This is a genomic window from Bradyrhizobium sp. WBAH42, from assembly GCF_024585265.1.
GTDB lineage: Bacteria > Pseudomonadota > Alphaproteobacteria > Rhizobiales > Xanthobacteraceae > Bradyrhizobium.
The window spans coordinates 819,530-846,027 of sequence record NZ_CP036533.1 but is presented as its reverse complement, the minus strand read 5'-3'; the positions used below and the strand labels follow the sequence as shown (position 1 = coordinate 846,027).

24 protein-coding genes and 1 pseudogene are annotated in these 26,498 nt (G+C 65.5%); 12 read left to right on the top strand and 13 right to left on the bottom strand.

Features of this window, described 5'->3' with window-relative positions; all coding sequences use genetic code 11:
- Positions 1–169 precede the first annotated feature (169 nt).
- A complete protein-coding gene (locus DCG74_RS03980; protein ID WP_172789389.1) occupies positions 170–871 on the bottom strand; it encodes an SIMPL domain-containing protein in 702 nt (233 codons plus the stop codon).
- Between the two features lie 5 nt (positions 872–876).
- Positions 877–1,496: pseudogene (locus tag DCG74_RS03975) on the bottom strand (GyrI-like domain-containing protein).
- 246 nt (positions 1,497–1,742) lie between these two features.
- On the opposite strand from DCG74_RS03975, the gene dapF reads away from it, so the two are divergent.
- Both dapF and mtaB read left to right on the top strand, forming a co-directional pair.
- Complete coding sequence (dapF, locus tag DCG74_RS03970; protein WP_172789714.1) at positions 1,743–2,618, top strand: diaminopimelate epimerase; 876 nt, start codon at positions 1,743–1,745, stop codon at positions 2,616–2,618.
- Positions 2,618–3,871 carry a tRNA (N(6)-L-threonylcarbamoyladenosine(37)-C(2))-methylthiotransferase MtaB gene (gene mtaB / locus DCG74_RS03965; protein ID WP_172789713.1) on the top strand — a complete coding sequence of 418 codons (1,254 nt, stop codon included), beginning with the start codon at positions 2,618–2,620 and terminating at the stop codon, positions 3,869–3,871. Before dapF ends, mtaB begins: the two co-directional genes overlap by 1 nt.
- 168 nt (positions 3,872–4,039) lie before the next feature.
- Here the strand turns inward: mtaB and DCG74_RS03960 are convergent, their stop codons facing one another.
- Positions 4,040–5,149 carry a DUF2336 domain-containing protein gene (locus DCG74_RS03960; RefSeq protein WP_172789715.1) on the bottom strand — a complete coding sequence of 370 codons (1,110 nt, stop codon included), beginning with the start codon at positions 5,147–5,149 and terminating at the stop codon, positions 4,040–4,042.
- A gap of 232 nt (positions 5,150–5,381) precedes the next feature.
- Positions 5,382–6,083 carry an RluA family pseudouridine synthase gene (locus tag DCG74_RS03955; protein ID WP_172789712.1) on the bottom strand — a complete coding sequence of 234 codons (702 nt, stop codon included), beginning with the start codon at positions 6,081–6,083 and terminating at the stop codon, positions 5,382–5,384.
- A 57-nt stretch (positions 6,084–6,140) separates the two neighbouring features.
- Between DCG74_RS03955 and ftsY the strand changes: the two genes are divergently transcribed.
- The gene (ftsY, locus tag DCG74_RS03950) at positions 6,141–7,085 is read left to right on the top strand and encodes a signal recognition particle-docking protein FtsY (RefSeq protein ID WP_172789711.1); all 945 of its coding nucleotides are present in this window, start codon (positions 6,141–6,143) and stop codon (positions 7,083–7,085) included.
- A 122-nt stretch (positions 7,086–7,207) separates the two neighbouring features.
- Positions 7,208–7,810 carry a septation protein A gene (locus tag DCG74_RS03945; protein WP_172789710.1) on the top strand — a complete coding sequence of 201 codons (603 nt, stop codon included), beginning with the start codon at positions 7,208–7,210 and terminating at the stop codon, positions 7,808–7,810.
- A gap of 138 nt (positions 7,811–7,948) precedes the next feature.
- Here the strand turns inward: DCG74_RS03945 and DCG74_RS03940 are convergent, their stop codons facing one another.
- From DCG74_RS03940 to ccmA, 5 genes are all read right to left on the bottom strand, one after another.
- Positions 7,949–8,539: a DsbE family thiol:disulfide interchange protein gene (locus DCG74_RS03940; protein ID WP_172789709.1), complete on the bottom strand. Its 591-nt coding sequence runs from the start codon at positions 8,537–8,539 to the stop codon at positions 7,949–7,951.
- Positions 8,536–8,721 (bottom strand): heme exporter protein CcmD, encoded by a 186-nt coding sequence (gene ccmD, locus DCG74_RS03935; RefSeq protein WP_172789708.1) that lies wholly within the window; start codon positions 8,719–8,721, stop codon positions 8,536–8,538. The genes DCG74_RS03940 and ccmD overlap by 4 nt, the downstream gene beginning before the upstream one ends.
- The gene (locus DCG74_RS03930; RefSeq protein WP_172789707.1) at positions 8,718–9,509 is read right to left on the bottom strand and encodes a heme ABC transporter permease; all 792 of its coding nucleotides are present in this window, start codon (positions 9,507–9,509) and stop codon (positions 8,718–8,720) included. Before DCG74_RS03930 ends, ccmD begins: the two co-directional genes overlap by 4 nt.
- A 91-nt stretch (positions 9,510–9,600) precedes the next feature.
- Positions 9,601–10,269 carry a heme exporter protein CcmB gene (gene ccmB, locus DCG74_RS03925; RefSeq protein ID WP_172789706.1) on the bottom strand — a complete coding sequence of 223 codons (669 nt, stop codon included), beginning with the start codon at positions 10,267–10,269 and terminating at the stop codon, positions 9,601–9,603.
- Between the two features lie 94 nt (positions 10,270–10,363).
- Complete coding sequence (gene ccmA, locus DCG74_RS03920; protein WP_172788855.1) at positions 10,364–10,966, bottom strand: heme ABC exporter ATP-binding protein CcmA; 603 nt, start codon at positions 10,964–10,966, stop codon at positions 10,364–10,366.
- Between the two features lie 241 nt (positions 10,967–11,207).
- Here ccmA and acnA point away from each other — a divergent pair, with 241 nt between their 5' ends.
- The 3 genes from acnA to DCG74_RS03905 all read left to right on the top strand — a co-directional run bounded on the left by acnA (position 11,208) and on the right by DCG74_RS03905 (position 15,866).
- On the top strand, positions 11,208–13,928 hold the full coding sequence (gene acnA, locus DCG74_RS03915) for an aconitate hydratase AcnA (RefSeq protein ID WP_172788849.1): 2,721 nt from the start codon (positions 11,208–11,210) through the stop codon (positions 13,926–13,928).
- 231 nt (positions 13,929–14,159) lie between these two features.
- Positions 14,160–14,936 (top strand): thioredoxin family protein, encoded by a 777-nt coding sequence (locus tag DCG74_RS03910; protein ID WP_172788848.1) that lies wholly within the window; start codon positions 14,160–14,162, stop codon positions 14,934–14,936.
- A gap of 558 nt (positions 14,937–15,494) precedes the next feature.
- The gene (locus DCG74_RS03905) at positions 15,495–15,866 is read left to right on the top strand and encodes a DUF2794 domain-containing protein (RefSeq protein WP_172788847.1); all 372 of its coding nucleotides are present in this window, start codon (positions 15,495–15,497) and stop codon (positions 15,864–15,866) included.
- A gap of 115 nt (positions 15,867–15,981) precedes the next feature.
- Here the strand turns inward: DCG74_RS03905 and DCG74_RS03900 are convergent, their stop codons facing one another.
- From DCG74_RS03900 to DCG74_RS03885, 4 genes are all read right to left on the bottom strand, one after another.
- Positions 15,982–16,512 carry a GNAT family N-acetyltransferase gene (locus tag DCG74_RS03900; RefSeq protein ID WP_172788846.1) on the bottom strand — a complete coding sequence of 177 codons (531 nt, stop codon included), beginning with the start codon at positions 16,510–16,512 and terminating at the stop codon, positions 15,982–15,984.
- 222 nt (positions 16,513–16,734) lie between these two features.
- Positions 16,735–17,526 (bottom strand): Bax inhibitor-1/YccA family protein, encoded by a 792-nt coding sequence (locus DCG74_RS03895; RefSeq protein WP_172788845.1) that lies wholly within the window; start codon positions 17,524–17,526, stop codon positions 16,735–16,737.
- 276 nt (positions 17,527–17,802) lie between these two features.
- Positions 17,803–20,373 (bottom strand): ABC transporter permease, encoded by a 2,571-nt coding sequence (locus DCG74_RS03890; protein WP_172788844.1) that lies wholly within the window; start codon positions 20,371–20,373, stop codon positions 17,803–17,805.
- Positions 20,370–21,092 carry an ABC transporter ATP-binding protein gene (locus DCG74_RS03885; protein WP_172788843.1) on the bottom strand — a complete coding sequence of 241 codons (723 nt, stop codon included), beginning with the start codon at positions 21,090–21,092 and terminating at the stop codon, positions 20,370–20,372. Before DCG74_RS03885 ends, DCG74_RS03890 begins: the two co-directional genes overlap by 4 nt.
- Before the next feature lie 55 nt (positions 21,093–21,147).
- Here DCG74_RS03885 and DCG74_RS03880 point away from each other — a divergent pair, with 55 nt between their 5' ends.
- From DCG74_RS03880 to sucC, 5 genes are all read left to right on the top strand, one after another.
- The gene (locus tag DCG74_RS03880) at positions 21,148–21,783 is read left to right on the top strand and encodes an arylesterase (RefSeq protein ID WP_172788854.1); all 636 of its coding nucleotides are present in this window, start codon (positions 21,148–21,150) and stop codon (positions 21,781–21,783) included.
- Between the two features lie 176 nt (positions 21,784–21,959).
- A complete protein-coding gene (thpR, locus tag DCG74_RS03875) occupies positions 21,960–22,496 on the top strand; it encodes an RNA 2',3'-cyclic phosphodiesterase (protein ID WP_172788842.1) in 537 nt (178 codons plus the stop codon).
- A 197-nt stretch (positions 22,497–22,693) separates the two neighbouring features.
- Positions 22,694–23,881 carry a cell division protein ZapE gene (gene zapE / locus DCG74_RS03870; protein ID WP_172788841.1) on the top strand — a complete coding sequence of 396 codons (1,188 nt, stop codon included), beginning with the start codon at positions 22,694–22,696 and terminating at the stop codon, positions 23,879–23,881.
- A 249-nt stretch (positions 23,882–24,130) separates the two neighbouring features.
- Positions 24,131–25,099, top strand: coding sequence for a malate dehydrogenase (gene mdh, locus DCG74_RS03865; protein ID WP_027572983.1), 969 nt, complete (start codon positions 24,131–24,133; stop codon positions 25,097–25,099).
- A gap of 202 nt (positions 25,100–25,301) precedes the next feature.
- Positions 25,302–26,498: an ADP-forming succinate--CoA ligase subunit beta gene (gene sucC / locus DCG74_RS03860; protein ID WP_172788840.1), complete on the top strand. Its 1,197-nt coding sequence runs from the start codon at positions 25,302–25,304 to the stop codon at positions 26,496–26,498.

Sequence of the window (26,498 nt, the reverse complement as noted above, 5' to 3'; positions counted from 1 at the left end):
GTGCCCCGAACGCAGCGCAGCGTCACCCCGGCGATGCGAAGCATCGTCCGGTGCGACAGTGCGCTGCAGAGCCGGGGCCCATGTCGCGGCAATGTACTTTGTGGCTTTCTGGGTCCCGGCTCTGCGCAACAGCGTTTCACGCTGCAGCGCCTCCGGGACACGAGACCTGTTATTCCTTGGCCTTGATCGCCCAGCTCACATTCACCGTCACCGTCAGCGTCTCCTCGCCGGGCGCGACTGCGGCCGGCGCCGCCATCGGCGCGGGTGCCATCCGGGCTTTGAACAACGGCACGGGCGCACCGCCCTCGGACACGCTCAGCGGCGCGCCCAGCGTCACGCCGGTGGCCTTGGCGTAGATCTCCGCCTTGCGGCGCGCATCCGCCACGGCCTGCTCGCGCGCATCATCGAGCAGCTTTGAGGCCTGCGTCACCTCGAAGGAGATATTGCCGATGTCGTTGGCGCCGGCGGCAACCAGCGTGTCGATGATGCCAGCCACCTTGGTCACGTCGCGGATCTTCACCGTGACGCGGTTGCTGGCGCGGAAACCGACCACCGGCGAGGTCCCGGTGGATTTGTTCTGGCCGTATTGCGGCTGCAGCGACAGCCGCGAGGTCTGGTAATCCTTCTCGGCGATGCCGGCGCCCTTCAGCGCCAGCAGCACCTTGCCCATCGCCGCGTTGTTGGCATCGGAGGCTTCCTTCGCCGTCTTGGCGTCGCTGGCGACGCCGGCATCGATTTGCGCGAGATCGGGCGCCGCGGACACCGAAGCTTCGCCGCTCACCGTGATCGCGGCGGGAACATCGTCGGCGCGCGCGGGCGCGGCCAGCAGCGTGGTGGCAAGGACGGCGGCGAGCAGGGCAGGCTTTTTCATCTCTCTCACTTCAGCGGCACGAAAACGTTGATCACGAGCTTGTCCTCCGCCGTCTTCAGGGGATCGGTGAGGTACTCCTCGATGAAGGTGTCCTTGGCTTCCAGCCTCTTGTCGTCGAGGTGATTGGTGATCGCCTCATAGGTGTTATCCATGTTGTCGTAGGAGCCGCGATGGACGAATTTCAGCGCCTTGCCTTCAGGCGACTTGCCGACGCTCATGTCCTTGGGCAGGCTCTTCGGGTCCTGCTCGACCGGGATCTCGGCAAGGAAGGTGAAGCCGGTGTCGTCGGTCGAAGTGTAGACGATCATCGAATTGCCCGACGGCTTGATGCCCTGCTTGTCCAGCAGCGTGTTCAGCGCCTTGAAGGCGTCGATCAGCGTGTCGAAGGCCGAGTCCCAATTGGCGGTGCCCTTGACCATCACGACCTTCTTCGACTCGAGAATGGTCTCGAGGCCAAAGGGATCGGCGGTCTGAACCGGGGCCGGCGTCGCGGCGGCCGCCGGGGGCGGCTCGCAGAGGCCGCCGGTGCGGGGCTCGGCGTCTGCGCCAGAGCGCCCGACGGCCCGAGCGACAAGGCCGCAGCCGGGATCAGCGCGGCCAAAGCGAGGCGACGAAAAGTGTTCATTTTATTCTCCCCAAGGCCCCGCTTCGTCGGGTCCCGAATTCATCAAGGCCTTACCCACCAAGGCCTTAACCCGGCCGCGCGTCCCGGTTCGCGCGAACCGCGCCGTTCTAACACGCGAGCGCCGAATTCGTCCCATGACAGATGCGTCATGGCCGGCACCTTGGCCCATGTCCCGACCCGGGCGGCAAATCACTGGCCAAGCGGCCGAGGATCGCCATATAAGGCAGGCGAAATTCGGGAATTTTCATGAGCGCGCTGGCCAACCATGCATTTGCCAAGATGAACGGCATCGGCAACGAGATCGTCGTTGTCGACTTGCGCGATTCGACGGCCAAGGTCACCCCGGACGACGCCCGCGCCGTGGCGTCCGCGAACGGCGGCGTGGCCTATGACCAACTCATGGTGCTCTCGAGGCCGCGGCTCGACGGCACCGAGGCCTTCATCAACATCTACAACAATGACGGCTCGGAGGCCGGCGCCTGCGGCAACGGCATGCGCTGCGTCGTGCGCCGCATCTTCGAGAAGACCGGGCAGACCACCGCGACGTTCGAGACGGCCGCCGGCCTGCTCAATGCCTGGCAGGGCCCTGCACCCGATCTCTACACGGTGGACATGGGCGCGCCAAAATTCGGCTGGCAGGACATTCCGCTGGCGGAAGAGTTTCGCGACACCCGCTACATCGAATTGCAGATCGGGCCGATCGACAATCCGATCCTGCATTCGCCCTCGGCGGTGAGCATGGGCAATCCGCACGCGGTGTTCTGGGTCGACGACGTCAACGCCTACGATCTCGGCCGCTTCGGTCCGCTCTTGGAAAACCATCCGATCTTCCCCGAGCGCGCCAACATCACGCTCGCCCACATCGTCGATCGTGAGCACATCACGATCCGCACCTGGGAACGCGGCGCGGGCCTGACCAAGGCGTGCGGTTCGGCGGCCTGTGCCACGGCGGTCGCCGCCGCGCGGCTGAAGCGTGCCGAGCGCAAGGTCGAGATCACGCTGCCGGGCGGCAAGCTCGGCATTGAATGGCGCGAGCGCGACGATCACGTGCTGATGACGGGCACCGCGACCTTCGAATATGAGGGCACCTTCGATCCGGCGCTGTTCGCGTCCGTCGCCTGATGGCCGTCGACATCGTCACCTTCGGCTGCCGCCTCAACGCCTTCGAGGCCGAGGTGATTCGCAGCAAGGCGGAAGCCGCGGGGCTTTCCGACACCGTTGTCATCAATAGCTGTGCCGTCACCAACGAGGCGGTGGCGCAGGCGCGCCAGTCGATCCGCAAGTTGAAGCGCGAGCGTCCCGAGGCGCGCATCGTCGTCACCGGCTGCGCGGCGCAGACGCAGGCTGCGATGTTCGCCGACATGGCCGAGGTCGATCGTGTCGTCGGCAATGACGACAAGATGCGTGGCGAAGCATGGCGGAAGACACGCGATGCCTTCGATCTCGGTGCCAACGAGAAGATCGCCGTCAGCGACATCATGGCTGTCAAGGAAATGGCGCCGCATCTCGCCGACGGCTATGCGAGCGGCCTGCCGCGCGTCTTCGTGCAGGTACAGAACGGCTGCGACCATCGCTGCACCTTCTGCATCATTCCGTTCGGCCGCGGCAATTCGCGCTCGGTGCCGATGGGCGCGGTGGTCGATCAGGTGCGCACCCTGGCCGAGCGCGGCCATGCCGAGATCGTGCTGACCGGCGTCGACCTCACCAGCTACGGCACCGACCTGCCCGGTGCGCCGAAGCTCGGCATGCTGACCAAGCAGATCCTGCGCCATGTGCCCGAGCTGAAGCGCCTGCGCGTCTCCTCGATCGATTCGATCGAGGCGGACGACGACCTGCTCGATGCCATCGCCGAGGATGCGCGGCTGATGCCGCATCTGCATCTGTCGCTGCAGTCAGGCGACGACATGATCCTGAAGCGCATGAAGCGGCGGCATTCGCGGCAGGATGCGATTGCATTCTGCGAGCAGGTGCGCCGCCTGCGCCCCGATGTCGTCTTCGGCGCCGACATCATCGCGGGCTTCCCGACCGAGACCGAGGAGATGTTCTCGCGCTCGCTCGACCTCGTCGAAGAATGCGGCCTGACCTTCCTGCACGTCTTCCCCTATTCCCCGCGGCCCGGCACGCCGGCCGCACGGATGCCGCAGGTGGCGGGAGGCCTGATCAAGGAGCGTGCGAAAAGGCTGCGCGCGGCCGGTGAAGCGGCCTTGCGGCAGCGCCTGCGAGCCGAGATCGGCACGAGGCGCGAGGTGCTGATCGAGAGCGCGGAGCAGGGCCGCACGGAGCATTATCTGCCGGTGGCGATTGCGGGCGAGCAGGTCGGAAGCATCGTGCCACGATTGATTGCCGGCGTTGATGGCGAGCGGCTCACCACATAAGCCGTTGTCTCTTCCCTTCTCCCCTTGCGGGAGAAGGTGGCGCGAAGCGCGGGATGAGGGGTTGTATCCGCGCACTCACATTGAGAGGTTATGCGCGGAGAGAGACCCCTCACCCGTCTCGCCGCTATCGCGGCGAGCCACCCTCTCCCGCAAGGGGAGAGGGAAAACCTACGACGCCCTTACCTGCCAGAACCGCAGCGTCCGCTTGGCATTCTCCGCCGTCATTCTCGCGTAGTGTCCCTGCGCCCTGGCGATGTCCGCCGGCTTCATTGCGCCTGTCGCGAAACGGCATTCGAGCACGGCCATGGTCGTCTCCCAGCTGAGCTGCGCGGCCTTGCACGGCACCAGCAGGCCGTCCTCGCGGAGACTCTGCATCAGCGGACGAATCACCTCGACGGTCGATCCGGACAATGCCGCCAGGGCCGCCACCGTCTCCTCATAGCGCCGCTGTCTGGCGAATCCGAACAATGTCGCCTCGTTGAGTTGGCCGGTGGCCTTGAGATACCCGATCGCGCGCTTGGCACCCTCGAAATCGCGGACACCCGACATCTCGCGCTCCACGCCGACGGTGACGGCGGCGATGGCGCTCTGGATCTCCTCGAACAGATGCGGCGGAGCGCGCGACAGCAGGCGGGTGCGTACGGCATCGGTCGCCGAGCGCAGCAATTGGCGGCGCAGCTCCGATGGCAGATCGACGCGGACGCCGACGCCGACCGCGAGCTCCGGATCGCTTTCGGCCTGGCCGACGATGATGGCAAACCCTTTTCCGGAGACGCGCGCGCCGGGATTGGCGGCGAGCCGCCGGCTGACGCTGGGATAGCGGCGCGCCAGCAGCGCGTCGGTGACGATCTCCTTCAGCCACCAGCGGCCGGCGACCGCGAGCAGATGCGGCTCGCCCTTGCTGGAGGCGATCTTCACCAGCTCGCCGTCGTCGAGCCGCGCGGATTCCTGCAGCACGGGGCCGGCGATGCGGATCTCGTCATTGTTGGCGAGGCGGCGGATCACCGACGGCGGCGCCTGCGCGATCGGCGCCAGCTGAGCGCTGATCTCGGCCAGGGCGACGCGTGCTGCCACATCGGCGATGGCGCGCAGCTCGATCGTGCCGATCAGGCGCTCGAGCACCTCGTCGAACAGCGCGATCTGCTCGTCGTCGAAATTGCCGGCGGAGGAGAGGAACAGCTCGGTGACGCGCCGCGCCGTCGCCAGGCCCTTTTCCGGCGAGCCGATCCGAAGTGCGGATTCGACCTCGTCGATGATCGATAGCCCGGCCTTGGTCATCACGCGCGGCTCGTCCTGAGCGGTTACGGAAGCTTTTTCTAAGCAACCGTTATCATTAGAGGTGAGCCCTGAACGTTTCGTAAACCATGGCGCGGTAGCCGGGCACGGCTCCGCTCCTCATCCTGAGGAGCCCGCAAAGCGGGCGTCTCGAAGGATTTGGCCGCGGGCGAGATGCGGGCCTTTCATGGATCGAGACGGCGCTAGCGCGCCTCCTCACCATGAGGGTCGACACCTATTCCCCATTCCACCCGCAGGCCCGGAGCTTCTCATGCATGTGCGGCGGGGCCGGCGCCACCACGCGGATCGGCTCCTTGTTCCGGGAGATCGGCACCACGATCTCGCGCGAATGCAGGTGCAGGCGCGGCTCGCCGAAGCGCGGGCCGTTGCCGTAAATGTTGTCGCCGAAGATCGGCCATCCGGTCGCCGACGAATGCACGCGCAATTGATGGGTGCGGCCGGTGACGGGTTCCATGGCAAGCCAGGCGAAACCGTCGCCCCGACCCAACACCTTCCAGTTGGTGATGGCCTTCTGGCCGTCGGGATCCGGCTTCTGCCACCAGCCGCGTTCGGCATTGAGCCGGCCGAGCGGCATGTCGATGATGCCCTCATCTTCAGCAGGGCCGCCTTCGACCACGGTCCAGTAGGTCTTGCCGATCTTGCCGTGCTTGAACAAAAGGCCCAGCGATGCCGTCGCCTTGCGGTGGCGGCCGAGCACGAGGCAACCCGAGGTATCCTTGTCCAGCCGGTGGGCCAGCACCGGCGGCCGCGGCAGGCCGAAACGCAGCGCGTCGAAGGAATCCTCCAGATTGGGGCCACCCTTGGGGCCGCGATGCACCGGCAGGCCGGCCGGCTTGTCGATGACCAGCATCAGCCCGTCGCGATGGAGCACGCGGGCCAGGATCTCATCGGCGGTCAATTGGGGAACATCGAGCAATTGCAGGACTTTCGGTCAAGGCTTTCGTTTACGGGCCGGAACGGCTAACACGCCATCATGAACGATACCACGTCAGATCCCCCCAAGCTGAGCTGGTGGCGCCGCCTGTCCAACGGGCTGAAGCGCACCTCGTCCTCGCTCGGGACCGCGGTCGCCGACCTCGTCACCAAGCGCAAGCTCGACCGCGCCATGCTCGACGACATCGAGGACGTGCTGCTGCGCGCCGACCTCGGCACCTCCGTCGCGGTGCGGATCGCGGACGCGGTCGGCACGGGGCGCTACGACAAGGCGATCTCGGCGGACGAGGTCAAGGACGTCGTCGCGACCGAGGTCGAGAAGGTGCTGTCGCCGGTGGCAAAGCCGCTCGTGATCGATGCGGCCAAAAAACCGTTCGTCATTCTCGTCGTCGGCGTCAACGGCTCCGGCAAGACCACCACCATCGGAAAGCTCTCGCAGAAATTCGCCTCCGAAGGCCGCAAGGTGATGCTGGCCGCCGGCGATACGTTTCGCGCCGCGGCCATCGAGCAGCTCAAGGTCTGGGGCGAGCGGACCAAGACGCCGGTCATCGCGGGCGCGCAGGGCTCGGATTCGGCGAGCCTTGCCTTCAACGCGCTCACCGCGGCGAAGGAGCAGGGCATCGACGTGCTGCTGATTGACACTGCCGGCCGCTTACAGAACAAGGCCGAGCTGATGAACGAGCTCGAGAAAGTCGTGCGCGTGATCCGCAAGGTGGATGACACTGCGCCGCATGCCGTGCTGCTGGTGCTGGATGCGACCGTCGGCCAGAATGCGATGTCGCAGGTCGAGGCCTTCCATCGCACCGCCGGGGTCACCGGCCTCGTGATGACCAAGCTCGACGGCACCGCGCGCGGCGGCATCCTGGTGGCGCTCGCCGAGAAATTCAAGCTGCCGGTGCACTTCATCGGCGTCGGCGAAGGCGTCGACGATCTCGCGCCCTTCACCGCGCGCGACTTCGCCCGCGCCATCGCCGGAATCGAATAGCTTCATCCTTCGAGACGCCGCTTGCGCGGCTCCTCAGGATGAGGTCGTGCCACATAAGAGGTCCTCATCCTGAGGAGACCGCGAAGCGGTCGTCTCGAAGGATGGGAGAGACGGAAGAGAGAATGGACAAGACCCAGCCGCATCCGCTGTTCAAGCTCGCGACCGAGCTCGGTCCGCTGCTCGTATTCTTCTTCGTCAACGCGAAGTTCAATCTGTTCGCCGCGACCGGCGCCTTCATGGTCGCGATCGTGGCGGCGATGGCCGCCTCCTACATGGTGACGCGCCACATCCCGATCATGGCGATCGTCACGGGTGTGATCGTGCTGGTGTTCGGCACCCTGACGCTGGTGCTGCATGATGAGACCTTCATCAAGGTCAAGCCGACCATCATCTACGGCCTGTTCGCCGCGATCCTCGGCGGCGGCCTGTTGTTCGGCCGCTCCTTCATCGCCGTGATGTTCGATCAGGTGTTCAACCTGACCCCGCAGGGCTGGCGCATCCTCACCTTGCGCTGGGCGCTGTTCTTCGCCGGCATGGCGGTGCTGAACGAGATCGTCTGGCGCACCCAGAGCACGGATTTCTGGGTGAACTTCAAGGTGTTCGGCGTCACCCCGATCACGATGATCTTCGCCATCGCCCAGATGCCGCTGACCAAGCGCTATCACCTCGCGCCGGTCTCGCTGGAAAGAAGCGAGGCCGAGGCGGGCGATGTGAGCAAGGGGTAACGGTCTCTCCGCTCGTCATTGCGAGCGAAGCGAAGCAATCCAGAATGTCTGTGCGGAGGGACTCTGGATTGCTTCGTCGCACCAGCGCAAAATTGCTTCGCAATTTTGTCGCGGGGCTCCTCGCAATGAGGGTCTTGGCTAAGACCCCTTCAGCGCCTTCTCCATCTGCGGCATCAACACCGTCCGCAGATTGTCCGGCGTGATCGGACCGACCAGCTTAAAGACGATGGTGCCCTCGCGCCCGACGACGAAAGTCTCCGGCACGCCGTAGACGCCCCATTCGATCGAGGCGCGGCCGTTGGCGTCCACGCCGACATGGCCGAACGGGTTGCCGTAGCGGCCGAGGAAGCGCCGCGCATTGTCGGCGGCGTCCTTGTAGTTGATGCCGACGAGCTGGAAGCGCTTGTCCTTGGCGAGCTCGGTCAGGAGCGGCGCTTCGTCGTGGCACGGCACGCACCAGGACGCCCAGACATTGACGAGGCTGACCTTGCCCTTGAAGGCGGCGGGATCGAGCCCCGGCACCTGCGTGCCGTTGTCCTGCAACCCCTCGATCGGCGGCAGCACGGTCTGCGGCGCGGGGCGGCCGATCAGCGCGGAGGGAATCCGCGAGGGATCGCCGCTGCCGAGCCGGAACCAGAACAGAAGCGCAAGGCCGATGAAGGCGATCAGCGGCAGCACCACCAGGAAGGTGCGGCGCTGCGGCGGAGCGGAGGCAGGTTGATCGCTCATCGCGGCTCCGTCGCGCTGCGGCCCGACCGACGGGTGATGCCGCGCTGCTCCAGCTCGCGCAGGCGCTGCGTCTGGCTGCGATAATCGAGTATGACCCAGCCGATCAGGATCACGATCACGAGGGCGGCAGCGGCATAAGAGGTCACGATGAAGGAGGCGTAGGGACCGAGCGACATCGTCATGCAGCCCCAGCTTCTTTTGACGCATTGTCTTCACGCGAGCCGGATGCCACCTCGCTCGAAAACGCGATGCGACTCGCCTGCATCATCTGCAGCGAGCGGACACGGCGGCGCAAAATCTCGTTGCGCATCGCGGCCAGGTGCAGCGTGACGAACAGCAGCGTGAAGGCGATCGCCATCACCAGCAGCGGAATCAGGAACGATTTGTCCAGCGCCGAGCCGCCCATGCGCATCACCGAGGCGGGCTGGTGCAGCGTGTTCCACCAATCGACCGAGAACTTGATGATCGGCAAGTTGATCGCGCCGACCAGCGTCAGCACCGCAGCGGCGCGCGCCGCGCGCGAGGGATCGTCGACCGCGCGCCACAGCGCCATCAGGCCGAGATACATCAGGAACAGGATCAGCACCGAGGTCAGCCGCGCGTCCCATTCCCAATAGGTGCCCCACATCGGCCGACCCCACAGCGAGCCCGTGAGCAGCGCGAGGAAGGTGAAGGCGGCGCCGATGGGCGCTGCGGCCTTGGCGGCGACGTCGGCGAGCGGATGCCGCCACACCAGCGTGCCCAATGATGCGATGCTCATCACGCCCCACACGAACATCGACAGCCAGGCATTGGGCACGTGGATGAACATGATCTTCACGGTCGCGCCCTGCTGATAGTCGTCCGGCGCGTAGGCGGCCTGATAAAGACCGATCGTGAGCAGGATGATTGTCGCGGCCGCCAGCCACGGCAACACCCGCGCTGTCAGCGCGAGGAACCGCGTGGGGTTGGCGAGGTCGATCAGCGTCATGGTATCCTGATAATCACCGGGGGCCGCTCAGGCAATCAGCACGAAAGCCCGTGGCGAAAGTTGATCGGGGTCAAGGTTGGTCCGACCGATCTCAATCGAGACCATGGCGCAGGCTCGCCGCCGCCGCGAACGGGCCGATCACGAGGCTGACCAGCGACAGCGCGCACAAGATCGAGAACGGCGCGCCGAAGGTCATGGGACCGACGATCACCGCCTGAGAGGCCGCAACGCCGAAAATCAGCACGGGAATCGACAGCGGCAGCACCAGGACGGCCATCAACAGCCCGCCGCGATGCAGCGTCACCGCGAGCGCTGCGCCGATCATGCCGGTGAAGGTCAGGGCCGGGGTGCCCGCCAGCAGCGTCAGCGCCACCGCCGCCGTGGCGACCATGTCGAGGTTGAGCAACAGGCCGAGCACGGGGGTTGCGACAATCAGCGGCAGGCCGGCGGCGAGCCAATGCGCCAGCGCCTTGGCGGCGCAAGCGAGTTCCAACGGCGTCCGGCTCATCGTGATCAGGTCGAGCGAGCCGTCCTCATGGTCGGCCATGAACAGCCGGTCCAGGGTCAGCAGGCTCGCCAGCAGCGCGCCAAGCCAGAGAATGGCCGGGCCCAGCCGCGACAGCAGCGCCAGATCCGGCCCGACCGCGAACGGCATCAGCACCACCACGGTCAGAAAGAACAAGACGCCAATCAAGGCTCCGCCGCCGACGCGGAGCGCGATGCGGATGTCCCGGCGGATGAGGGCGGCGAGGGCGGTCATGGGGCCTCGGACCCCACAGGGGGGGAGGCCACAGGGGGGGAGGGTAGGGAGAGCACGGCGCCCAGCCGCTCGGAAAGCTGAGGGTGCATCGGCATCACGCCGTCCCCCCGATCCGCAGCTCTCGCGAATCGACGCCGAGCGGGGCATGCGTCGCCGCGACGATCATGCCGCCGCCAGCCAGGTGCTCGCGCATCAATCCGGAAAACATGTCCTGACCGGCGACGTCCAGCGCGTTGGTCGGCTCGTCCAAGAGCCAGACCGGGCGGCGGACGGTCAGCAGCCGGGCCAGCGAGAGCCGGCGGCGCTGTCCCGCGGACAGGAATCCGGCGGGCAAATGGGTGGCGTGGTCGAGCCCGACCTTGGCGAGGCTGTCAGCCGCATCGAAACGCTCTCCTCCAAGAAAATCGGCCCAAAACGTCAGGTTTTCGGCAACGCTCAGCGCCGGCTTCAGGGCATCGCGATGGCCGAGATAGTGGCACTGCTCCGCCAGGGTCAGCTCGCCGTCGCCCCCGTCCAGCGCGATCGTCCCGCCGGCGGGAACGAGCAGGCCCGCGATCAGCCGCAGCAGCGAGGTCTTGCCCGATCCATTGCGGCCGACGACCGCGACGGCCTCGCCCGAGACGGCCGCGAAATCGAGCCCGGCGAACACCTCGCGTCCGCCCCGCACGCACCTCAGCCCGTGACCGGACAGCCGCATGTCGCCCTGGTTCAATCCGCTCACAGCCGGGCCTCAGGAAATCTTGGGGTAGCGCATGGGAATTTTTGGCTCGCGGATTGCTGCAGCACGATAGTGGCTGTGGCGGCGCGGTTAGAAAGCTTCTATAAGCCCGGAACTACTTGATGCAGCAACTCAACCTGCCCCTGCAAGCGGCCCAGCCTGATACGCTGACGGTGTTAAAATACCCTGCCGGGTATAACTAACAATTGGGATCTCCTACATGACCTCGCTCGACAGCTTCAAATGCAAAAAGACCCTCAAGGTCGGCGCCAAGACCTATGTCTATTACAGCCTGCCTACCGCCGAGAAGAATGGTCTGAAGGGAATTTCCAAACTTCCCTATTCGATGAAGGTCCTGCTCGAGAATTTGCTGCGCAACGAGGACGGCCGCTCGGTCAAGAAGGAAGACATCGTCGCGGTGTCGAAATGGCTGCGCAAGAAGTCGCTGGAGCATGAGATCGCCTTCCGCCCGGCGCGCGTCTTGATGCAGGACTTCACCGGCGTGCCCGCGGTGGTCGACCTCGCCGCGATGCGCAACGCGATGCAGAAGCTCGGCGGCGATGCCGAAAAGATCAATCCGCTGGTGCCGGTCGATCTCGTCATCGACCACTCCGTGATCGTGAACTTCTTCGGCGACAACAAGGCCTTCGGCAAGAACGTCACCGAGGAATACAAGCAGAACCAGGAGCGCTACGAGTTCCTGAAGTGGGGCCAGAAGGCGTTCTCGAACTTCTCCGTCGTGCCGCCCGGCACCGGCATCTGCCACCAGGTCAACCTCGAATATCTCGCCCAGACGGTCTGGACCAAGAAGGAGAAGATGACGGTCGGCAAGAAGACCGGCACCTTCGAGGTCGCCTATCCCGATTCGCTGGTCGGCACGGATTCGCACACCACCATGGTCAACGGTCTCGCCGTGCTCGGCTGGGGCGTCGGCGGCATCGAGGCGGAAGCCTGCATGCTCGGCCAGCCGCTGTCGATGCTGCTGCCCAATGTCGTCGGCTTCAAGCTGAAGGGCGCGCTGAAGGAAGGCGTCACCGCGACCGACCTCGTGCTCACGGTGACGCAGATGCTGCGCAAGCTTGGCGTGGTCGGCAAGTTCGTCGAGTTCTTCGGCCCCGGCCTCGACCATCTCTCGGTCGCCGACAAGGCGACGATCGCCAACATGGCGCCCGAATACGGCGCGACCTGCGGCTTCTTCCCGGTCGATGCCGCCGCGCTCGATTACCTCAAGACCTCCGGTCGTGCCTCGGCCCGCGTTGCGCTGGTGCAGGCCTATGCCAAGGCGCAGGGTCTGTTCCGCACCGCCAAGTCGCCCGACCCCGTGTTCACGGAGACGCTGACCCTGGACCTCGGCGACGTCGTGCCGTCGATGGCCGGTCCGAAGCGTCCCGAAGGCCGCATCGCGCTGCCCACCGTCGCGGACGGCTTCTCGCTCGCGCTCGCCAGCGAGTACAAGAAGGCCGAGGAGCCGGCCAAGCGCTTCCCGGTCGAAGGCAAGAACTTCGATATCGGCCATGGCGACGTCGTGATCGCCGCGATCACCTCCTGCACCAACACCTCGAACCCGAGCGTTCTGATCGGCGCCGGCCTGCTCGCGCGCAATGCGGCCGCCAAGGGCCTCAAGGCCAAGCCGTGGGTGAAGACCTCGCTCGCCCCCGGCAGCCAGGTCGTCGCGGAATATCTCGCCAATTCCGGTCTGCAGCCCGATCTCGACAAGGTCGGCTTCAACCTGGTCGGCTTCGGCTGCACCACTTGCATCGGCAATTCCGGTCCGCTGCCCGAGGAGATCTCGAAGTCGATCAACGACAACGGCGTCGTCGCGGCCGCCGTGCTCTCCGGCAATCGCAACTTCGAAGGCCGCGTCTCGCCGGACGTGCAGGCGAACTACCTGGCCTCGCCGCCGCTGGTGGTCGCCTATGCGCTTGCCGGCAGCGTCACCAAGAATCTCGCCACCGAGCCGCTCGGCGAGGGCAAGGACGGCAAGCCGGTGTACCTGAAGGACATCTGGCCGACGACCAAGGAGATCAACGCCTTCATGAAGAAGTTCGTGACCGCGTCGATCTTCAAGAAGAAGTACGCCGACGTGTTCAAGGGCGACACCAACTGGCGCAAGATCAAGACGGTCGAGAGCGAGACCTATCGCTGGAACATGTCCTCGACCTATGTGCAGAACCCGCCTTACTTCGATGGCATGAAGAAGGAGCCGGAGCCGGTCACCGACATCGTCGAGGCGCGCATCCTCGCCATGTTCGGCGACAAGATCACGACCGACCACATCTCGCCGGCCGGCTCGATCAAGCTCACCTCGCCAGCCGGGAAATATCTCAGCGAGCACCAGGTGCGTCCGGCCGACTTCAATCAGTACGGCACGCGCCGCGGCAACCATGAAGTCATGATGCGCGGCACCTTCGCCAACATCCGCATCAAGAACTTCATGCTGAAGGGCGCCGATGGCAACATCCCCGAGGGCGGCCTGACCAAGCACTGGCCCGACGGCGAGCAGATGTCGATCTACGACGCCGCGATGAAGTACCAGGAAGAGAAGGTGCCGCTGGTGGTGTTCGCCGGCGCCGAATACGGCAACGGCTCCTCGCGGGACTGGGCCGCCAAGGGCACGCGCCTGCTCGGCGTGCGCGCCGTGATCTGCCAGAGCTTCGAGCGCATCCACCGCTCCAACCTGGTCGGCATGGGCGTGCTGCCGCTGACCTTCGAGGAAGGCACCTCCTGGTCGTCGCTGGGCCTCAAGGGCGACGAGAAGGTCACGCTGCGCGGCCTCGTCGGCGACCTCAAGCCGCGCCAGAAGCTGACCGCGGAGATCGTCTCCGGCGACGGTTCGCTGCAGCGCGTTTCGCTGCTCTGCCGCATCGATACGCTGGACGAGCTCGACTACTACCGCAACGGCGGCATCCTGCACTACGTGCTGCGCAAGCTCGCGGCGTAAGCGCGGATTTGTGAACGATGGCTCACTGCGAAGTGAGTAGAAGCCTTAACGAAGGCGGCCTATCAAAGGCCGCCTTCGCGCGTTTGCGGTACGCTTCAGATGGGCCCGCCCGGCGGAATACCTCCCCTTGGACGGTGGCCCGGATGGATGAATGTACCGCGCCCCGTAAGACTACGGTGACCATCCGGCGATAAGATTTCCCTCTGAGAGCAACGGTGTGCGGCGTTCGACATGACGACAATGACGGCTTCCCATCTGATTCCACGTTGGTCCGGTGCCCTCTGGTCGGGAGCTCTCGGCATATGTGCGATCATCGCCGTCATTCGTCCTGCCGAGGCTGATCCCCGCGCCGTCGTCGAATTGTTCACCTCGCAGGGCTGCTCCTCCTGCCCGCCCGCCGACCAGATCATCGGCGATCTCTCCAAGGATCCCTCGGTCATCGCGCTGAGCATGCCGATCGATTATTGGGACTATCTCGGCTGGAAGGACACGCTGGCGGATTCGCGTTTCTCTGCACGGCAGCGCGCCTATTCGCGCATGCGCGGCGACCGCGAGGTCTACACGCCACAGGTCGTGGTCAACGGCTCCACGCATGTCATCGGCAGCGATCGCGCCGGCATCGAGAACGCGATCGGCAAGACCGACAAGGGCAACGGCGTGATGAGCGTGCCGGTGACGATGTCGCTCTCGGGCAAGCAGATCAACGTGTCGGTGGCCGCGAGCAAGGAGCCCACGGTCTCGCATGGCGAGGTCTGGATCTGCTCGATCGCCAAGTCGGTGCCGATCGCGATCACCCGCGGCGAGAATCGCGGACAGCAGGTCACCTATCACAACGTGGTGCGCAACCTGCTCAAGGTCGGCGACTGGACCGGCCGTCCGGAGAGCTGGACGGTGCCGATCGAAAATCTCACGCGCGACGGCGTCGACGGCGCAGTGGTCTACGTCCAGGACGGCAGCCGCGAGCGACCGGGCCCGATGTTGGGTGCGGCGTACACGTCGCTGCATTGAAGCAAGCAGAACATCTCAGCAATTGATGCTTCGCCATTCCGGGGCGCGCGAAGCGCGAGCTATGCTGCGCAATTGCGCACCTGAGAATCCATCGATCCATTGTGCAAGCTGAGCAATGGATTTCCGGGTTCGTGCCAAGAGGCGCGCCCCGGAATGACGGCAAAACCGGAAACATCGCGACACAAACAAAAAAGGACCAACTTGCGTTGGCCCTCCTTGTCGTGCGTACAGACCCGATCCTGTTCGACCCCGGGGGGCTGGGGGCTGAGGAATCCGGAACCGAAAGGACCGGGTCAACGCACACCAGTCTTTTCGCAATGCAGGGCGGCGGGCGGTTGGCGGAAAAGCGGCGATACTATGATTCCTGCTAACGATCCCGTGACGGTTTGCCGCGACGGAGTTCCACCCTTGCGTGTGCCCGGACGCACTGTCGATTCGACCGGTTGAGCCCCTTGCGGCGCGGAACGGTTGGCGCAATCATGCAAGTGTCATGAACGCGGTTCCGGGGACCGTCTTCGCGGACCCGGGTCATAGCCGTGCGATGAGGAGGCGCTTCCCATGAGTCTGACGTCGGAGGATGCCGAGCCGAGCGAGCAGCGCGCGGCGGCGCGTCCCGCCGCGGCGCATGCGCCGCCGAACCGGGTGACCTTCAACCGGCTCGAGCTGCACCGGATTCTCAATCTCTACGGTCGCATGGTCGCCGACGGCGAGTGGCGCGACTATGCCATCGACTTCCTGAAGGACCGCGCCGTGTTCTCGGTCTATCGCCGTGCCTCGGAAGTGCCGATCTACCGCATCGAGAAGGACCCGCGCCTCGCGCGCAAGCAAGGCATGTACAGCGTGATCTCGGCGACCGGCCTGATCCTGCGCCGCGGCCACGAGCTCGAGCGGGTGCTGCTGGTGATCGATCGCAAGCTGGCGGTGGTGTAGCGGCACGAACGCTGCCGTAGGGTGGGCAAAGGCGCACCGCGCCGTGCCCACGTCCTATCTCAATCGCCGCGAACGGTGGGCACGCTTGCGCTTTGCCCACCCTACGAAACCGAGCTTACTTCCCCGGCACCGTGCGCGCGCCCTCGCCGAGGTCGCGCTGCATCATCACCGTGTCCAGCCAGCGCCCGAATTTCAGCCCGACGCTGGGATGCGTGCCGATCATCTTGAAGCCGCACCTTGTGTGCACGCCGATCGACCCGGCATTGGCGGAATCGCCGATCACCGCGATCATCTGGCGGAAGCCGCGCGCCTCGCATTCGGCGATCAGCCGTTCCAGCAGCATTGAGCCGACGCCGCGGCGGTGGAAGGACGGATCCAGATAGATCGAGTTCTCCACTGTGAAGCGATAGGCCGGCCGCGGCCGGTAAGCGCCGGCATAGGCATAGCCGGCCACGCTCCCGTCCAGCATGGCGACGAAGTAGGGATAGCCGCCATCGATCAGCGCGCGATAGCGGCGCGTCATCTCCGTAAGGTCAGGCGGCTCCAGCTCGAACGTCGCCGTGCCCTCGCGGACGGCCTGCTGGTAGATGGCGGTGATGGCGGGAAGGTCGGCCTCGGTGGTGGGCCTGATATCGGGTGCGGACATGGCGGGAAGGATAGAGCCTTCATCCGACTGCTGGAAGGGGGCTACGCCGCCTCCGCAGCGTCATTGCGAGCGCAGCGAAGCAATCCAGAAATGCATCCGCGGAGGGACTCTGGATTGCTTCGCTGCGCTCGCAATGACGGTGTTTGTGGCCGCCCCCGCGCCCCCCAAACAAAAACCCCGGCCTCTCGGCCGGGGTTCGTGTCGTTCGCTCGGTCCTGTCGCCTACTCGCGCTGGCCGAGGAGCTGCAGCAGCAGCGTGAACAGGTTGATGAAGTTCAGGTACAGCGACAGTGCGCCGGTGATGGCCGCACGCTCTGCGATGTCACCGCCGGCCGAGGCATAGCCGTAGATGTAGTCGTTCTTCAGCCGCTGGGTGTCCCACGCGGTGAGGCCCGAGAACACCAGCACGCCGACCACCGAGACGATGAACTGCAGCATCGAGCTGGCCAGGAACAGGTTCACCAGGCTGGCGATGATGATGCCGATCAGGCCCATGAACAGGAACGAGCCCATCCCGGTCAGGTCACGCTTGGTGGTGTAGCCGTAGAGGCTCAGCGCACCGAAGGTGGCCGCGGTGATGAAGAACACCCGCACGATCGAGGTGTGGGTGAACACCAGGAAGATCGACGACAGCGAGATGCCCATCAGCGCCGAGAACACCCAGAACAGGATCTGGGCGGTCGAGGGGGCCAGGCGGTTGATGCCCGCCGAGATCACGAACACCATCGCGAGCGGCGCGAGCATGAACAGCCACTTCAGGGGGCTGACGAACATGGCGTAGCCGAACGGCGTCAGGAACAGCTTGCCGACGCGGACGGCGTCCGCCGTCGGGACGTCGGTCACGGCGGCCATGTAGACGCCGAGCGCGGCAAGGCCGGTGATGGCCAAGCCAATGCTCATGTAGTTGTAGATGCGCAGCATATAGGCGCGCAGGCCGGCATCGACCGTCGCGGCGTCGACACGCCCGGCGGCCCTGCCGAAAGGAGAAGCGTAGTTACGGTCTAGGTCCGACATGGTCGAATTCCCGTTGGTTGGTCCGGTCCGGCATGAGGGTCGCCATGCCGCCGGTTCGTCAAATTCTATCTCGGAGACCGTTGCCAGCCGACTAAATTTTGGCTCACAATCGGGGCCCCGAACCCATTCGATATGTGGGAAACTAACACATTCGCTGCAACCTTCCACGCGCGGCCGAATGTCGCCCTTGGCGGCAATCCTGACGTGGAGCTGACGAGCAGCGTGGTTAATCGCGGAAACCGGGGCGATTCCGGCTCGATCCGCCGCTTCAATTTGTCACAAATTTCGCAACACCGTCGCCGGCTTTTTGTTCAATGCCAGCAGCGTGCCGGCAAGCCCGAGCCCGACGGTGACGACCAGCGCGGCCGCGACCACGCCGGCGGCGCTGCCGGCCTGCCAGACGAAGCTCAGCGTCATCAGCCGCGTGACGATCATCCACGCCGCGATGCTGCCTGCGATCACCCCGAACACCGCCGTGGCAAGGCCGATCAGGAGGTATTCGAGGGCATAGGCGCCGAGCAGTCGCAGCCGCGTCGCGCCCAGGGTCTTCAGGATCACCGCATCATAGACCCGGTGGCGGTGGCCGGCGGCGAGCGCCCCGCCCAGCACCAGGATCGCCGAGATCAGGGTCACGGCGCTGGCGCCGCGGATCGCCAGTGCCAGATTGGTCACGACCGAGCCGACCGTCTCCATCACCTCGCGCACGCGCACGCTCGTCACCATCGGATAGGCGTCGGCGATCTCCTTGATGATCTTGCCGTCGCCCGCCGCATTTCCGCCCGCTTCCGTCAGCGTCGCGATGTGGGTGTGCGGCGCGCCCTTGAAGGCGTTGGGCGAGAACACCAGGACGAAATTGATGCCGAGCCCCTGCCAGTCGATCGTGCGCAAATTGCTGATCTTCGCCGGGATGTCGCGGCCGAGCACGTTGACCACCACCTCGTCGCCGAGCTTGAGGCCGAGCCCGTCGGCGATCTTCTTCTCCATCGAGACCAGCGGCGGGCCGGAATAATCGGCGCGCCACCACTCGCCCTCGACCACCTTGGAGCCCTTGGGCAGCTCGGCGGTGTAGGTCAGCCCGCGGTCGCTCTGCAGCACCCATTCGGAATCGGTTGTGGGCTTGAGCTCCTCGGCGCGCACCCCGCGCGCGGCGACGATGCGCCCGCGCAGCATCGGCACGTCCTCGATTCGGGCGCCGGGGGCGATCCGGTGCAGATAGGCGTCGAACTGCTCGGCCTGCGCGCTCGGAATGTCGATGAAGAAGAACGACGGTGCCTGGTCGGGGAGCGCGGCCAGGAACTGCCGGCGCAGATTGCCGTCGATCTGGGTGATGGTGACGAGCACGGCGAGCCCGAGTCCCAGCGACAGCACGACTGAAGGCGTCAGCGCGCCCGGCCGGTGGATGTTGGCAATCGCCAGCCGCAGCATCGGCAGCCGCGTCCGCGGCAGCCGGCGTGCGATCGCCATCAGCAGGGCGGCGATGCCGCGCAGCAAGGCGAACACCACGACGGAGGAGGCCACGAACACCGCGGCGATGCGCTTGTCGAACGACAGGCCGATCACGACCGCGATGAGCAGCGCGATCACGACCCCCATGAACACGAGATAGCCCGCACGCGGCCGGTGCCATTCGGAGCTGATGGTGTCGCGGAACAGCGCGGCCACCGGCACGTCGTGCACGCGCCCGAGCGGCCACAGGCCGAAGGCAAGCGCAGTGAGGAGGCCGTAGACGAAGGACAGCGCGAGCTCGTCGGCATGCACGGCCGGCACCACCGGCAGCGGCAGCAGCTTGCCGAACAGGCCAACGATGGCAAAGGGCATCGCGGCGCCGAGCGCAAGGCCGATCACGGATCCGATCGCCGCCAGCAGGACCACTTGCGCCAGGTAGATGCCGAACACGTCCCGGCCGGTGGCGCCGACGGCCTTGAAGGCGGCGATCACCTCGAGCTTGCGGTCGATGTGGCTCTTGACGGCATTGGCGACCCCGACGCCGCCGACCAGCAGCGCGGCGAGGCCGACCAGGGTCAGGAACTGCGTGAAGCGGCTGATATTGCGCTCGAGCTGCGGCGAGGCATTGGACCGGCTGCGGATCTCCCAGCCGGCTTGCGGCGCGGCGCTGCGCGCATCCGCGATGAAGGCTTCGGTGGCGCGCTCGTTGTTCGCAGCCTCTGGCAGCTTGACCCGGTAGACCCAGCGCACCAGGCTGCCGGGCTGGATCAGGCCGGTGGCGCGCAAGGCCGCCTCGCTGATCAAAAAGCGCGGCCCGAAGCCGATGCCGCCCGCGAGTTTGTCGGGCTCGGCCTCGACCGTCGAGCGGATCTGGAAGGTCGCCGCGCCGATGGTGACGCGGTCGCCGGTCTTGAGCGAAAGCCGCGCCAGCAGCGTCGGATCGGCGGCGGCGCCGAACGCACCGTCGCGCTCGGCGAGCAGATCGGCCATCGGCAGGGGCGGCGCCAGCGTCAGCTGCCCTAGCATCGGATAGGTGCTATCGACCGCCTTCATCTCGACCAGCGCCAGCTTGCCGTCAGCCGAACGCGCCATGCCGCGCAAGGTCGCAGCGGTCGACAGCGTGCCGCGCGAGCGCAGGAACGCGACCTCTTCCGGCTTGGCCTCGCGCTGGAACAGCACGAACGAGACGTCGCCGCCGAGCAGTGTGCGGCCCTCGCGCGCGAGACCATCGCTCAGGCTGGCGGACACCGAGCCGACGCCGGCAATCGCCATCACGCCGAGCGCGATGCAGGCGATGAAGACGTAGAAGCCGCGCAGGCCACCGCGCAATTCGCGCAAGGCGTAGCGCAGCGACAGCGCGACGGCGTTCGGCTTCGCGAACGGTTCGGCCACGGCGCTCATGCCGGCGCAGACTGCGTGTCGATGCGCCCGGAGCGCAGGCGGATGACGCGGTCGCAGCGGTGTGCGAGCGAGGAATCGTGCGTCACGAGCACCAAGGTCATGCCGCGCTCGGCATGCTTGGTGAACAGCAGATCGACGATCTGCTTTCCGGTCGCTTCGTCGAGATTGCCGGTCGGCTCGTCCGCGACGAGGATCGCGGGATCGGGTGCCAGCGCGCGGGCGAGCGCGACGCGCTGCTGCTCGCCGCCGGAGAGCTGCGTCGGATAATGATGCAGGCGGTCGCCGAGCCCGACCGATTGCAGCTCCTCTGCCGCACGCTTGGCGGCATCGGGATTGCCGGCGAGCTCGAGCGGCACCGCGACGTTCTCCAGCGCCGTCATGGTCGGGATCAGGTGGAAGGACTGGAAGACGATGCCGACCTGGCGGCCGCGGAAGCGCGCCAGCGCGTCCTCGTCGAGGGCATTGAAAGGCGTGCCATTCACCACCACCTCTCCGCTGTCAGGACGCTCCAGCCCCGCCATCACCATCAGCAGCGTGGATTTGCCCGAGCCTGACGGGCCGATCAGGCCGATCGTCTCGCCCGAGGCGACGCGCAGGCTGATATCCTTGAGGATGTGAACGCGTGCCGCGCCCGTGCCCAATGACAGATTGACGTTGGAGATGGCGATGGTGTCCGCGGCAGTAGCGGCGAGCGAAGAGGGGTCGATGCGAGTGTCCATGGTCCGGTCATATGGCAACTCCGCACGCGGGGTCGAGAGGCGTTACGGATTGTTCATGCACATAGCCGTGTTGATGCTCGCCTTGATGACGATGGCGAACCCGGCTTGGGCAGGCGCGACAAAACCGGTCAAGCTTGTCGTTCTCGGCGATTCCCTGAGCGCCGGCTTCGGCCTTCCGGCCCAGGAGGCGTTCCCTCAAAAGCTTCAAAAAGCCTTACAAGCCAAAGGCATAGAGGTCGACATGACCAATGCCGGGGTGTCCGGGGACACCACCTCGGGCGGCCGCGACCGGCTCGACTGGTCGGTGCCCGATGGAACTGACGGCGTCATCGTCGAGCTCGGCGCCAATGACGCGCTGCGCGGCATCGATCCCGACGTGGCGCGCGCGGCGCTGACCGACATCGTCCAGCGGCTCAAGGCGCGAAAGATTTCAGTCATGCTCTGCGGCATGCTGGCGCCGCCGAATTACGGCGCCGAATACGCCGCACGCTTCAATTCGATTTATCCGGATCTGGCCAAGACATTCGACGTGCCGCTCTATCCGTTCTTCCTCGAGGGCGTCGCGGCCGACGCCAAGCTCAACCAGGCCGACGGCATTCATCCGACCGCTGAGGGCGTCGACATCATCGTCGGCAGGATCATGCCCACGGTGGAGGCATTCATTGGCACGATCGCTGAGCAACGGCGTTGAAAACCAGGCAACGCTAACCCTAATTACCAGGGTTTTACCGGGGTGAGGCGCGGCATGCTTCGCAGAGTCACACAACTGCGATAGGAATCAGGGTACCGGTGATTCGTCGCCGGCTCTAATTTGGATATGGTTCTCGCGCTTCGAGGACTGTACCCAAGCATCGGGAGTGCGAAACGATGCCGCGTTTGTTCACGGGTCTGGAAATTCCGGCCGAGATCGGCCAGTCGCTTTCCAACTTGAGGGGCGGCCTCCCCGGCGCCCGCTGGATCGATCCCGAAAATTATCACGTCACCCTGCGCTTCATCGGCGACATCGACGGCGCTTCCGCCAACGAGATCGCATCGATGCTGTTTCGCGTCGACCGCAAGCCGTTCGAGGTGAAGGTGCAGGGGCTCACCAGCTTCGGCGGCCGCAAGCCGCGCGCAGTGGTCGCCACCATCGCGCCGAGCAAGCCGCTGATGGAATTGCAGGCCGAGCTCGAGCGCATGATGCAGCGGATCGGCCTCGACCCCGAGGGACGCAAGTTCATCCCCCACGTCACGCTCGCGCGGCTACACGACGCTTCCGACCGCGACGTCGCCGACTATCTCTCGATCCGCGGCTACTTCCCGAGCAAGGCGTTCATGGCGGAACGCTTCGTGCTGTTCTCCTCGCGCGCCTCCACCGGCGGTGGCCCGTATGTCGTCGAGGACGCCTATGAGCTGTGTGAGTAGCACCGCTCTCGTGCCCCGGCCGCAGAGCCGGGGCCCAGTGCTCCGCGATGAACGTTAATGTGGTGATGAACGAGACGGTGGGTCCCGGCTCTGCGCAGCAGCGTTGCACGCTGCAGCGCGTCCGGGACACGAAACCGCATAGCTCTGACCTCATTTCACGGCTTGCAATTTCCGTCCGTCTCTGGCCGTAAAGGGCCATGCTCTCCACCCAAAATTCCTCATTCCGCGAGGCCTACCAGGCCGAGATCGCGTCCGGCGCGATCGAGCCCGATGCCGCGCAGGCCGAGGTCGCCGAGGCCTATGCGGCGCTGGACCTGCGGCTTTCGACCTACAAGCCGGCCCGCAAGCAAGGCCTGCTCAGCCGCCTGTTCAGCTCTGGTGACAAGGACGAGGCGCCGCGCGGGCTCTACATCCATGGCGAGGTCGGCCGCGGCAAGACCATGCTGATGGACCTGTTCTTCCAGCACTCATCGGTCGAGCACAAGCGCCGCGCGCATTTCCACGAGTTCATGGCGGACGTGCACGAGCGCATCTACGACTACCGCCAGAGCATCGCGCGCGGCGAGATCGCCGATGGCGACGTCATCGCGCTGACCGCCAATGCGATCTTCGAGGAGAGCTGGCTGCTCTGCTTCGACGAATTCCACGTCACCGACATCGCGGACGCGATGATCCTGGGCCGCCTGTTCGCGAAACTGTTCGAGCTCGGCACCGTCGTGGTCGCGACCTCCAACGTCGCGCCCGACGATCTCTACAAGGGTGGCCTCAACCGCTCGCTGTTCCTGCCCTTCATCAAGCAGATCACCGACCACATGGACGTCGCGCGGCTCGATGCGCGCACCGACTTCCGGCTCGAAAAACTTCAGGGCGTGCGGATGTGGCTGACGCCGGCCGATGGCGATGCCGACGCCGCGCTCAACCGCGCCTGGGTGAAGATGACCGGCAATGCCAAATGCAAGCCGCGCGACATTTCGATCAAGGGGCGCATCCTGCACGTGCCGTGCTCGGCCCATGGCGTGGCGCGGTTCTCCTTCGCCGACCTCTGCGAGCAGCCGCTCGGCGCATCCGACTACCTCAGGCTGGCGCACGACTATCACACCATCCTGGTCGACCATATTCCAGTGATGGACTCCTCCCAGCGCAACGCGGCCAAGCGCTTCATCACGCTGATTGATACGCTCTATGACAACGCCGTGAAGCTGATGGCCTCGGCCGACGCCAACCCGATCTCACTTTACCTCGCGACCGAGGGTGTTGAGGCCATGGAGTTCAAACGGACCGCCTCGCGCCTGATCGAAATGAGCTCGGAATCCTATCTGGCGCTGCCTCACGGCCGCAAGGATTCCACCGCCAGCGGCTCGACCAAGGGCCTGGTGGAGACTTAAGTCCTATTCCCGCCGTCATTCCGGGGCGCGCGGAGCGCGAGCCCGGAATCCATTTCTGAGCGCGCTCCGCCCCACCGATGGATTCCGGGCTCGCGACTTCGTCGCGCCCCGGAATGACGGCTTCGGTGTGTTGGCCGGAATCGCGGCAAGCCCGACAATTGGGCATTGGGCGACTTGAACGGGGGAGGCGAAAGGGATAACCACCCGTCTCAGTTTTCCCCTCCTTACGTGTCTAAAGGACAGGTTCACATGGCGCGCGACAAGATTGCTTTGATTGGCTCCGGTCAGATCGGCGGAACGCTGGCTCACCTCATCGGCCTGAAAGAACTGGGCGACGTCGTGATGTTCGACATCGCCGAAGGCGTGCCGCAGGGCAAGGCGCTCGACATCGCGCAGTCCTCGCCGGTCGACGGCTTCGACGCCCACTACACCGGCGCGAACTCCTATGAGGCGCTCGACAACGCCAAGGTCTGCATCGTCACCGCCGGCGTGCCGCGCAAGCCCGGCATGAGCCGCGACGACCTTCTGTCCATCAACCTCAAGGTCATGGAGCAGGTCGGTGCCGGCATCAAGAAGTACGCTCCCGATGCCTTCGTCATCTGCATCACCAACCCGCTCGATGCCATGGTCTGGGCACTGCAGAAGGCTTCCGGCCTGCCGCACAAGAAGGTCGTCGGCATGGCCGGCGTGCTGGATTCGGCGCGCTTCCGCTACTTCCTTGCCGACGAGTTCAACGTCTCGGTCGAGGACGTCACCGCCTTCGTGCTCGGCGGCCACGGCGACACCATGGTGCCGCTGGTGAAGTACTCCACCGTCGCCGGCATCCCGCTGCCCGACCTCGTCAAAATGGGCTGGACCTCGCAGGCGCGCCTCGACGAGATCGTCGACCGCACCCGCAACGGCGGCGCCGAGATCGTCAATTTGCTGAAGACCGGCTCGGCCTTCTACGCGCCGGCGGCCTCCGCGATCGCGATGGCCGAGAGCTATCTGAAGGACAAGAAGCGCGTGCTGCCTTGCGCCGCCTATCTCAACGGCGAGTACAGCGTGAAGGACATGTATGTCGGCGTGCCCGTCGTGATCGGCTCCAAGGGCGTCGAACGCGTGGTGGAGATCGAGCTCGCCGGCAAGGACCGCGAAGCCTTCGACAAGTCGGTCGGCGCCGTGCAGGGCCTGGTCGATGCCTGCAAGAAGATCGCACCGGATCTTCTCGGCCGCTAAGGCGCAAACGACATCCCGCCGAAGATCGAAACCCGGTCTTCGGCGGTTTCACTTCCGGGACCCACTGCCGGGGCGGGTTCCCTAGTCCAGAGATCTTGAAGTCAAAGAATCCGGGTTGCAGTTCCTGTGGTATATGGTATGCCAGCCACAAGACTGAGGTGGGCCCATGAGGTCACCGCCCGCGGGTTCAGGGAGCGACCATATGAATATCCATGAATATCAGGCCAAAGCGCTGCTGAACGAGTTCGGCGTGCCGATCTCCAAGGGCGTCCCGGTCCTTAAAGCGAGCGACGCCGAAGCTGCGGCCAAGGCGCTGCCCGGCCCGGTCTGGGTGGTGAAGAGCCAGATCCATGCCGGCGGCCGCGGCAAGGGCAAGTTCAAGGAGGCTAGCGCCGGCGACAAGGGCGGCGTCCGCATCGCCAAGTCGGCCGCTGAAGTCTCTGAGTTCGCCAAGCAGATGCTGGGCGCAACCCTGGTGACCGTGCAGACCGGCCCCGCCGGCAAGCAGGTCAACCGCCTCTACATCGAGGACGGCTCGGACATCGACAAGGAATTCTACCTCTCGATCCTGGTCGACCGCGAGACCTCGCGCGTCTCCTTCGTCGTCTCGACCGAGGGCGGCGTCAACATCGAGGACGTCGCGCACAACACGCCTGAGAAGATCGTCACTTTCTCGGTCGATCCCGCCACCGGCATCATGGGCCACCACGGCCGCACGGTCGCCAAGGCGCTCAACCTCTCCGGCGATCTCGCCAAGCAGGCCGAGAAGCTTACGGCGCAGCTCTACGCCGCCTTCGTCGCCAAGGACATGTCGATGCTGGAGATCAACCCGCTGGTCGTGACCAAGCAGGGCCAGCTCCGCGTGCTCGACGCCAAGGTGTCGTTCGACGACAATGCGCTGTTCCGCCATCCCGAGGTGCTCGCGCTGCGCGACGAGACCGAGGAAGACGCCAAGGAAATCGAGGCGTCCAAGTACGACCTCAATTACGTCACGCTCGACGGCAACATCGGCTGCATGGTCAACGGCGCGGGCCTTGCCATGGCGACGATGGACATCATCAAGCTCTACGGCATGGCGCCGGCGAACTTCCTCGACGTCGGCGGCAGCGCCAGCAAGGAGAAGGTCGCGGCCGCCTTCAAGATCATCACTGCCGATCCCAACGTGAAGGGCATTCTGGTCAACATCTTCGGCGGCATCATGAAGTGCGACGTGATTGCCGAGGGCGTCACCGCTGCGGTTCGTGAAGTCGGCCTCAGCGTGCCGCTGGTGGTCCGCCTCGAAGGCACCAATGTCGAGCTTGGCAAGAAGATCATCCGTGAATCCGGACTGAACGTGGTGCCCGCCGACAATCTCGACGACGCCGCGCAGAAGATCGTGAAGGCCGTCAAGGGAGGCTAA

Bases quoted from the DNA above. Each gene is read 5' to 3' on its own strand.
- DCG74_RS03980 (WP_172789389.1), bottom strand. From the start codon at position 871: ATGAAAAAGCCTGCCCTGCTCGCCGCCGTCCTTGCCACCACGCTGCTG.
- DCG74_RS03900 (WP_172788846.1), bottom strand. From the start codon at position 16,512: ATGTCCGCACCCGATATCAGGCCCACCACCGAGGCCGACCTTCCCGCC.
- ftsY (WP_172789711.1), top strand. From the start codon at position 6,141: ATGAACGATACCACGTCAGATCCCCCCAAGCTGAGCTGGTGGCGCCGC.
- ccmB (WP_172789706.1), bottom strand. From the start codon at position 10,269: ATGACCGCCCTCGCCGCCCTCATCCGCCGGGACATCCGCATCGCGCTC.
- mdh (WP_027572983.1), top strand. From the start codon at position 24,131: ATGGCGCGCGACAAGATTGCTTTGATTGGCTCCGGTCAGATCGGCGGA.
- DCG74_RS03890 (WP_172788844.1), bottom strand. From the start codon at position 20,373: ATGAGCGCCGTGGCCGAACCGTTCGCGAAGCCGAACGCCGTCGCGCTG.
- thpR (WP_172788842.1), top strand. From the start codon at position 21,960: ATGCCGCGTTTGTTCACGGGTCTGGAAATTCCGGCCGAGATCGGCCAG.
- ccmD (WP_172789708.1), bottom strand. From the start codon at position 8,721: ATGACGATGTCGCTCGGTCCCTACGCCTCCTTCATCGTGACCTCTTAT.
- DCG74_RS03940 (WP_172789709.1), bottom strand. From the start codon at position 8,539: ATGAGCGATCAACCTGCCTCCGCTCCGCCGCAGCGCCGCACCTTCCTG.
- mtaB (WP_172789713.1), top strand. From the start codon at position 2,618: ATGGCCGTCGACATCGTCACCTTCGGCTGCCGCCTCAACGCCTTCGAG.
- DCG74_RS03885 (WP_172788843.1), bottom strand. From the start codon at position 21,092: ATGGACACTCGCATCGACCCCTCTTCGCTCGCCGCTACTGCCGCGGAC.
- DCG74_RS03960 (WP_172789715.1), bottom strand. From the start codon at position 5,149: ATGACCAAGGCCGGGCTATCGATCATCGACGAGGTCGAATCCGCACTT.
- dapF (WP_172789714.1), top strand. From the start codon at position 1,743: ATGAGCGCGCTGGCCAACCATGCATTTGCCAAGATGAACGGCATCGGC.
- DCG74_RS03905 (WP_172788847.1), top strand. From the start codon at position 15,495: ATGAGTCTGACGTCGGAGGATGCCGAGCCGAGCGAGCAGCGCGCGGCG.
- ccmA (WP_172788855.1), bottom strand. From the start codon at position 10,966: ATGCGGCTGTCCGGTCACGGGCTGAGGTGCGTGCGGGGCGGACGCGAG.
- zapE (WP_172788841.1), top strand. From the start codon at position 22,694: ATGCTCTCCACCCAAAATTCCTCATTCCGCGAGGCCTACCAGGCCGAG.
- acnA (WP_172788849.1), top strand. From the start codon at position 11,208: ATGACCTCGCTCGACAGCTTCAAATGCAAAAAGACCCTCAAGGTCGGC.
- DCG74_RS03880 (WP_172788854.1), top strand. From the start codon at position 21,148: ATGCACATAGCCGTGTTGATGCTCGCCTTGATGACGATGGCGAACCCG.
- DCG74_RS03930 (WP_172789707.1), bottom strand. From the start codon at position 9,509: ATGACGCTGATCGACCTCGCCAACCCCACGCGGTTCCTCGCGCTGACA.
- DCG74_RS03945 (WP_172789710.1), top strand. From the start codon at position 7,208: ATGGACAAGACCCAGCCGCATCCGCTGTTCAAGCTCGCGACCGAGCTC.
- DCG74_RS03910 (WP_172788848.1), top strand. From the start codon at position 14,160: ATGACGACAATGACGGCTTCCCATCTGATTCCACGTTGGTCCGGTGCC.
- DCG74_RS03895 (WP_172788845.1), bottom strand. From the start codon at position 17,526: ATGTCGGACCTAGACCGTAACTACGCTTCTCCTTTCGGCAGGGCCGCC.
- sucC (WP_172788840.1), top strand. From the start codon at position 25,302: ATGAATATCCATGAATATCAGGCCAAAGCGCTGCTGAACGAGTTCGGC.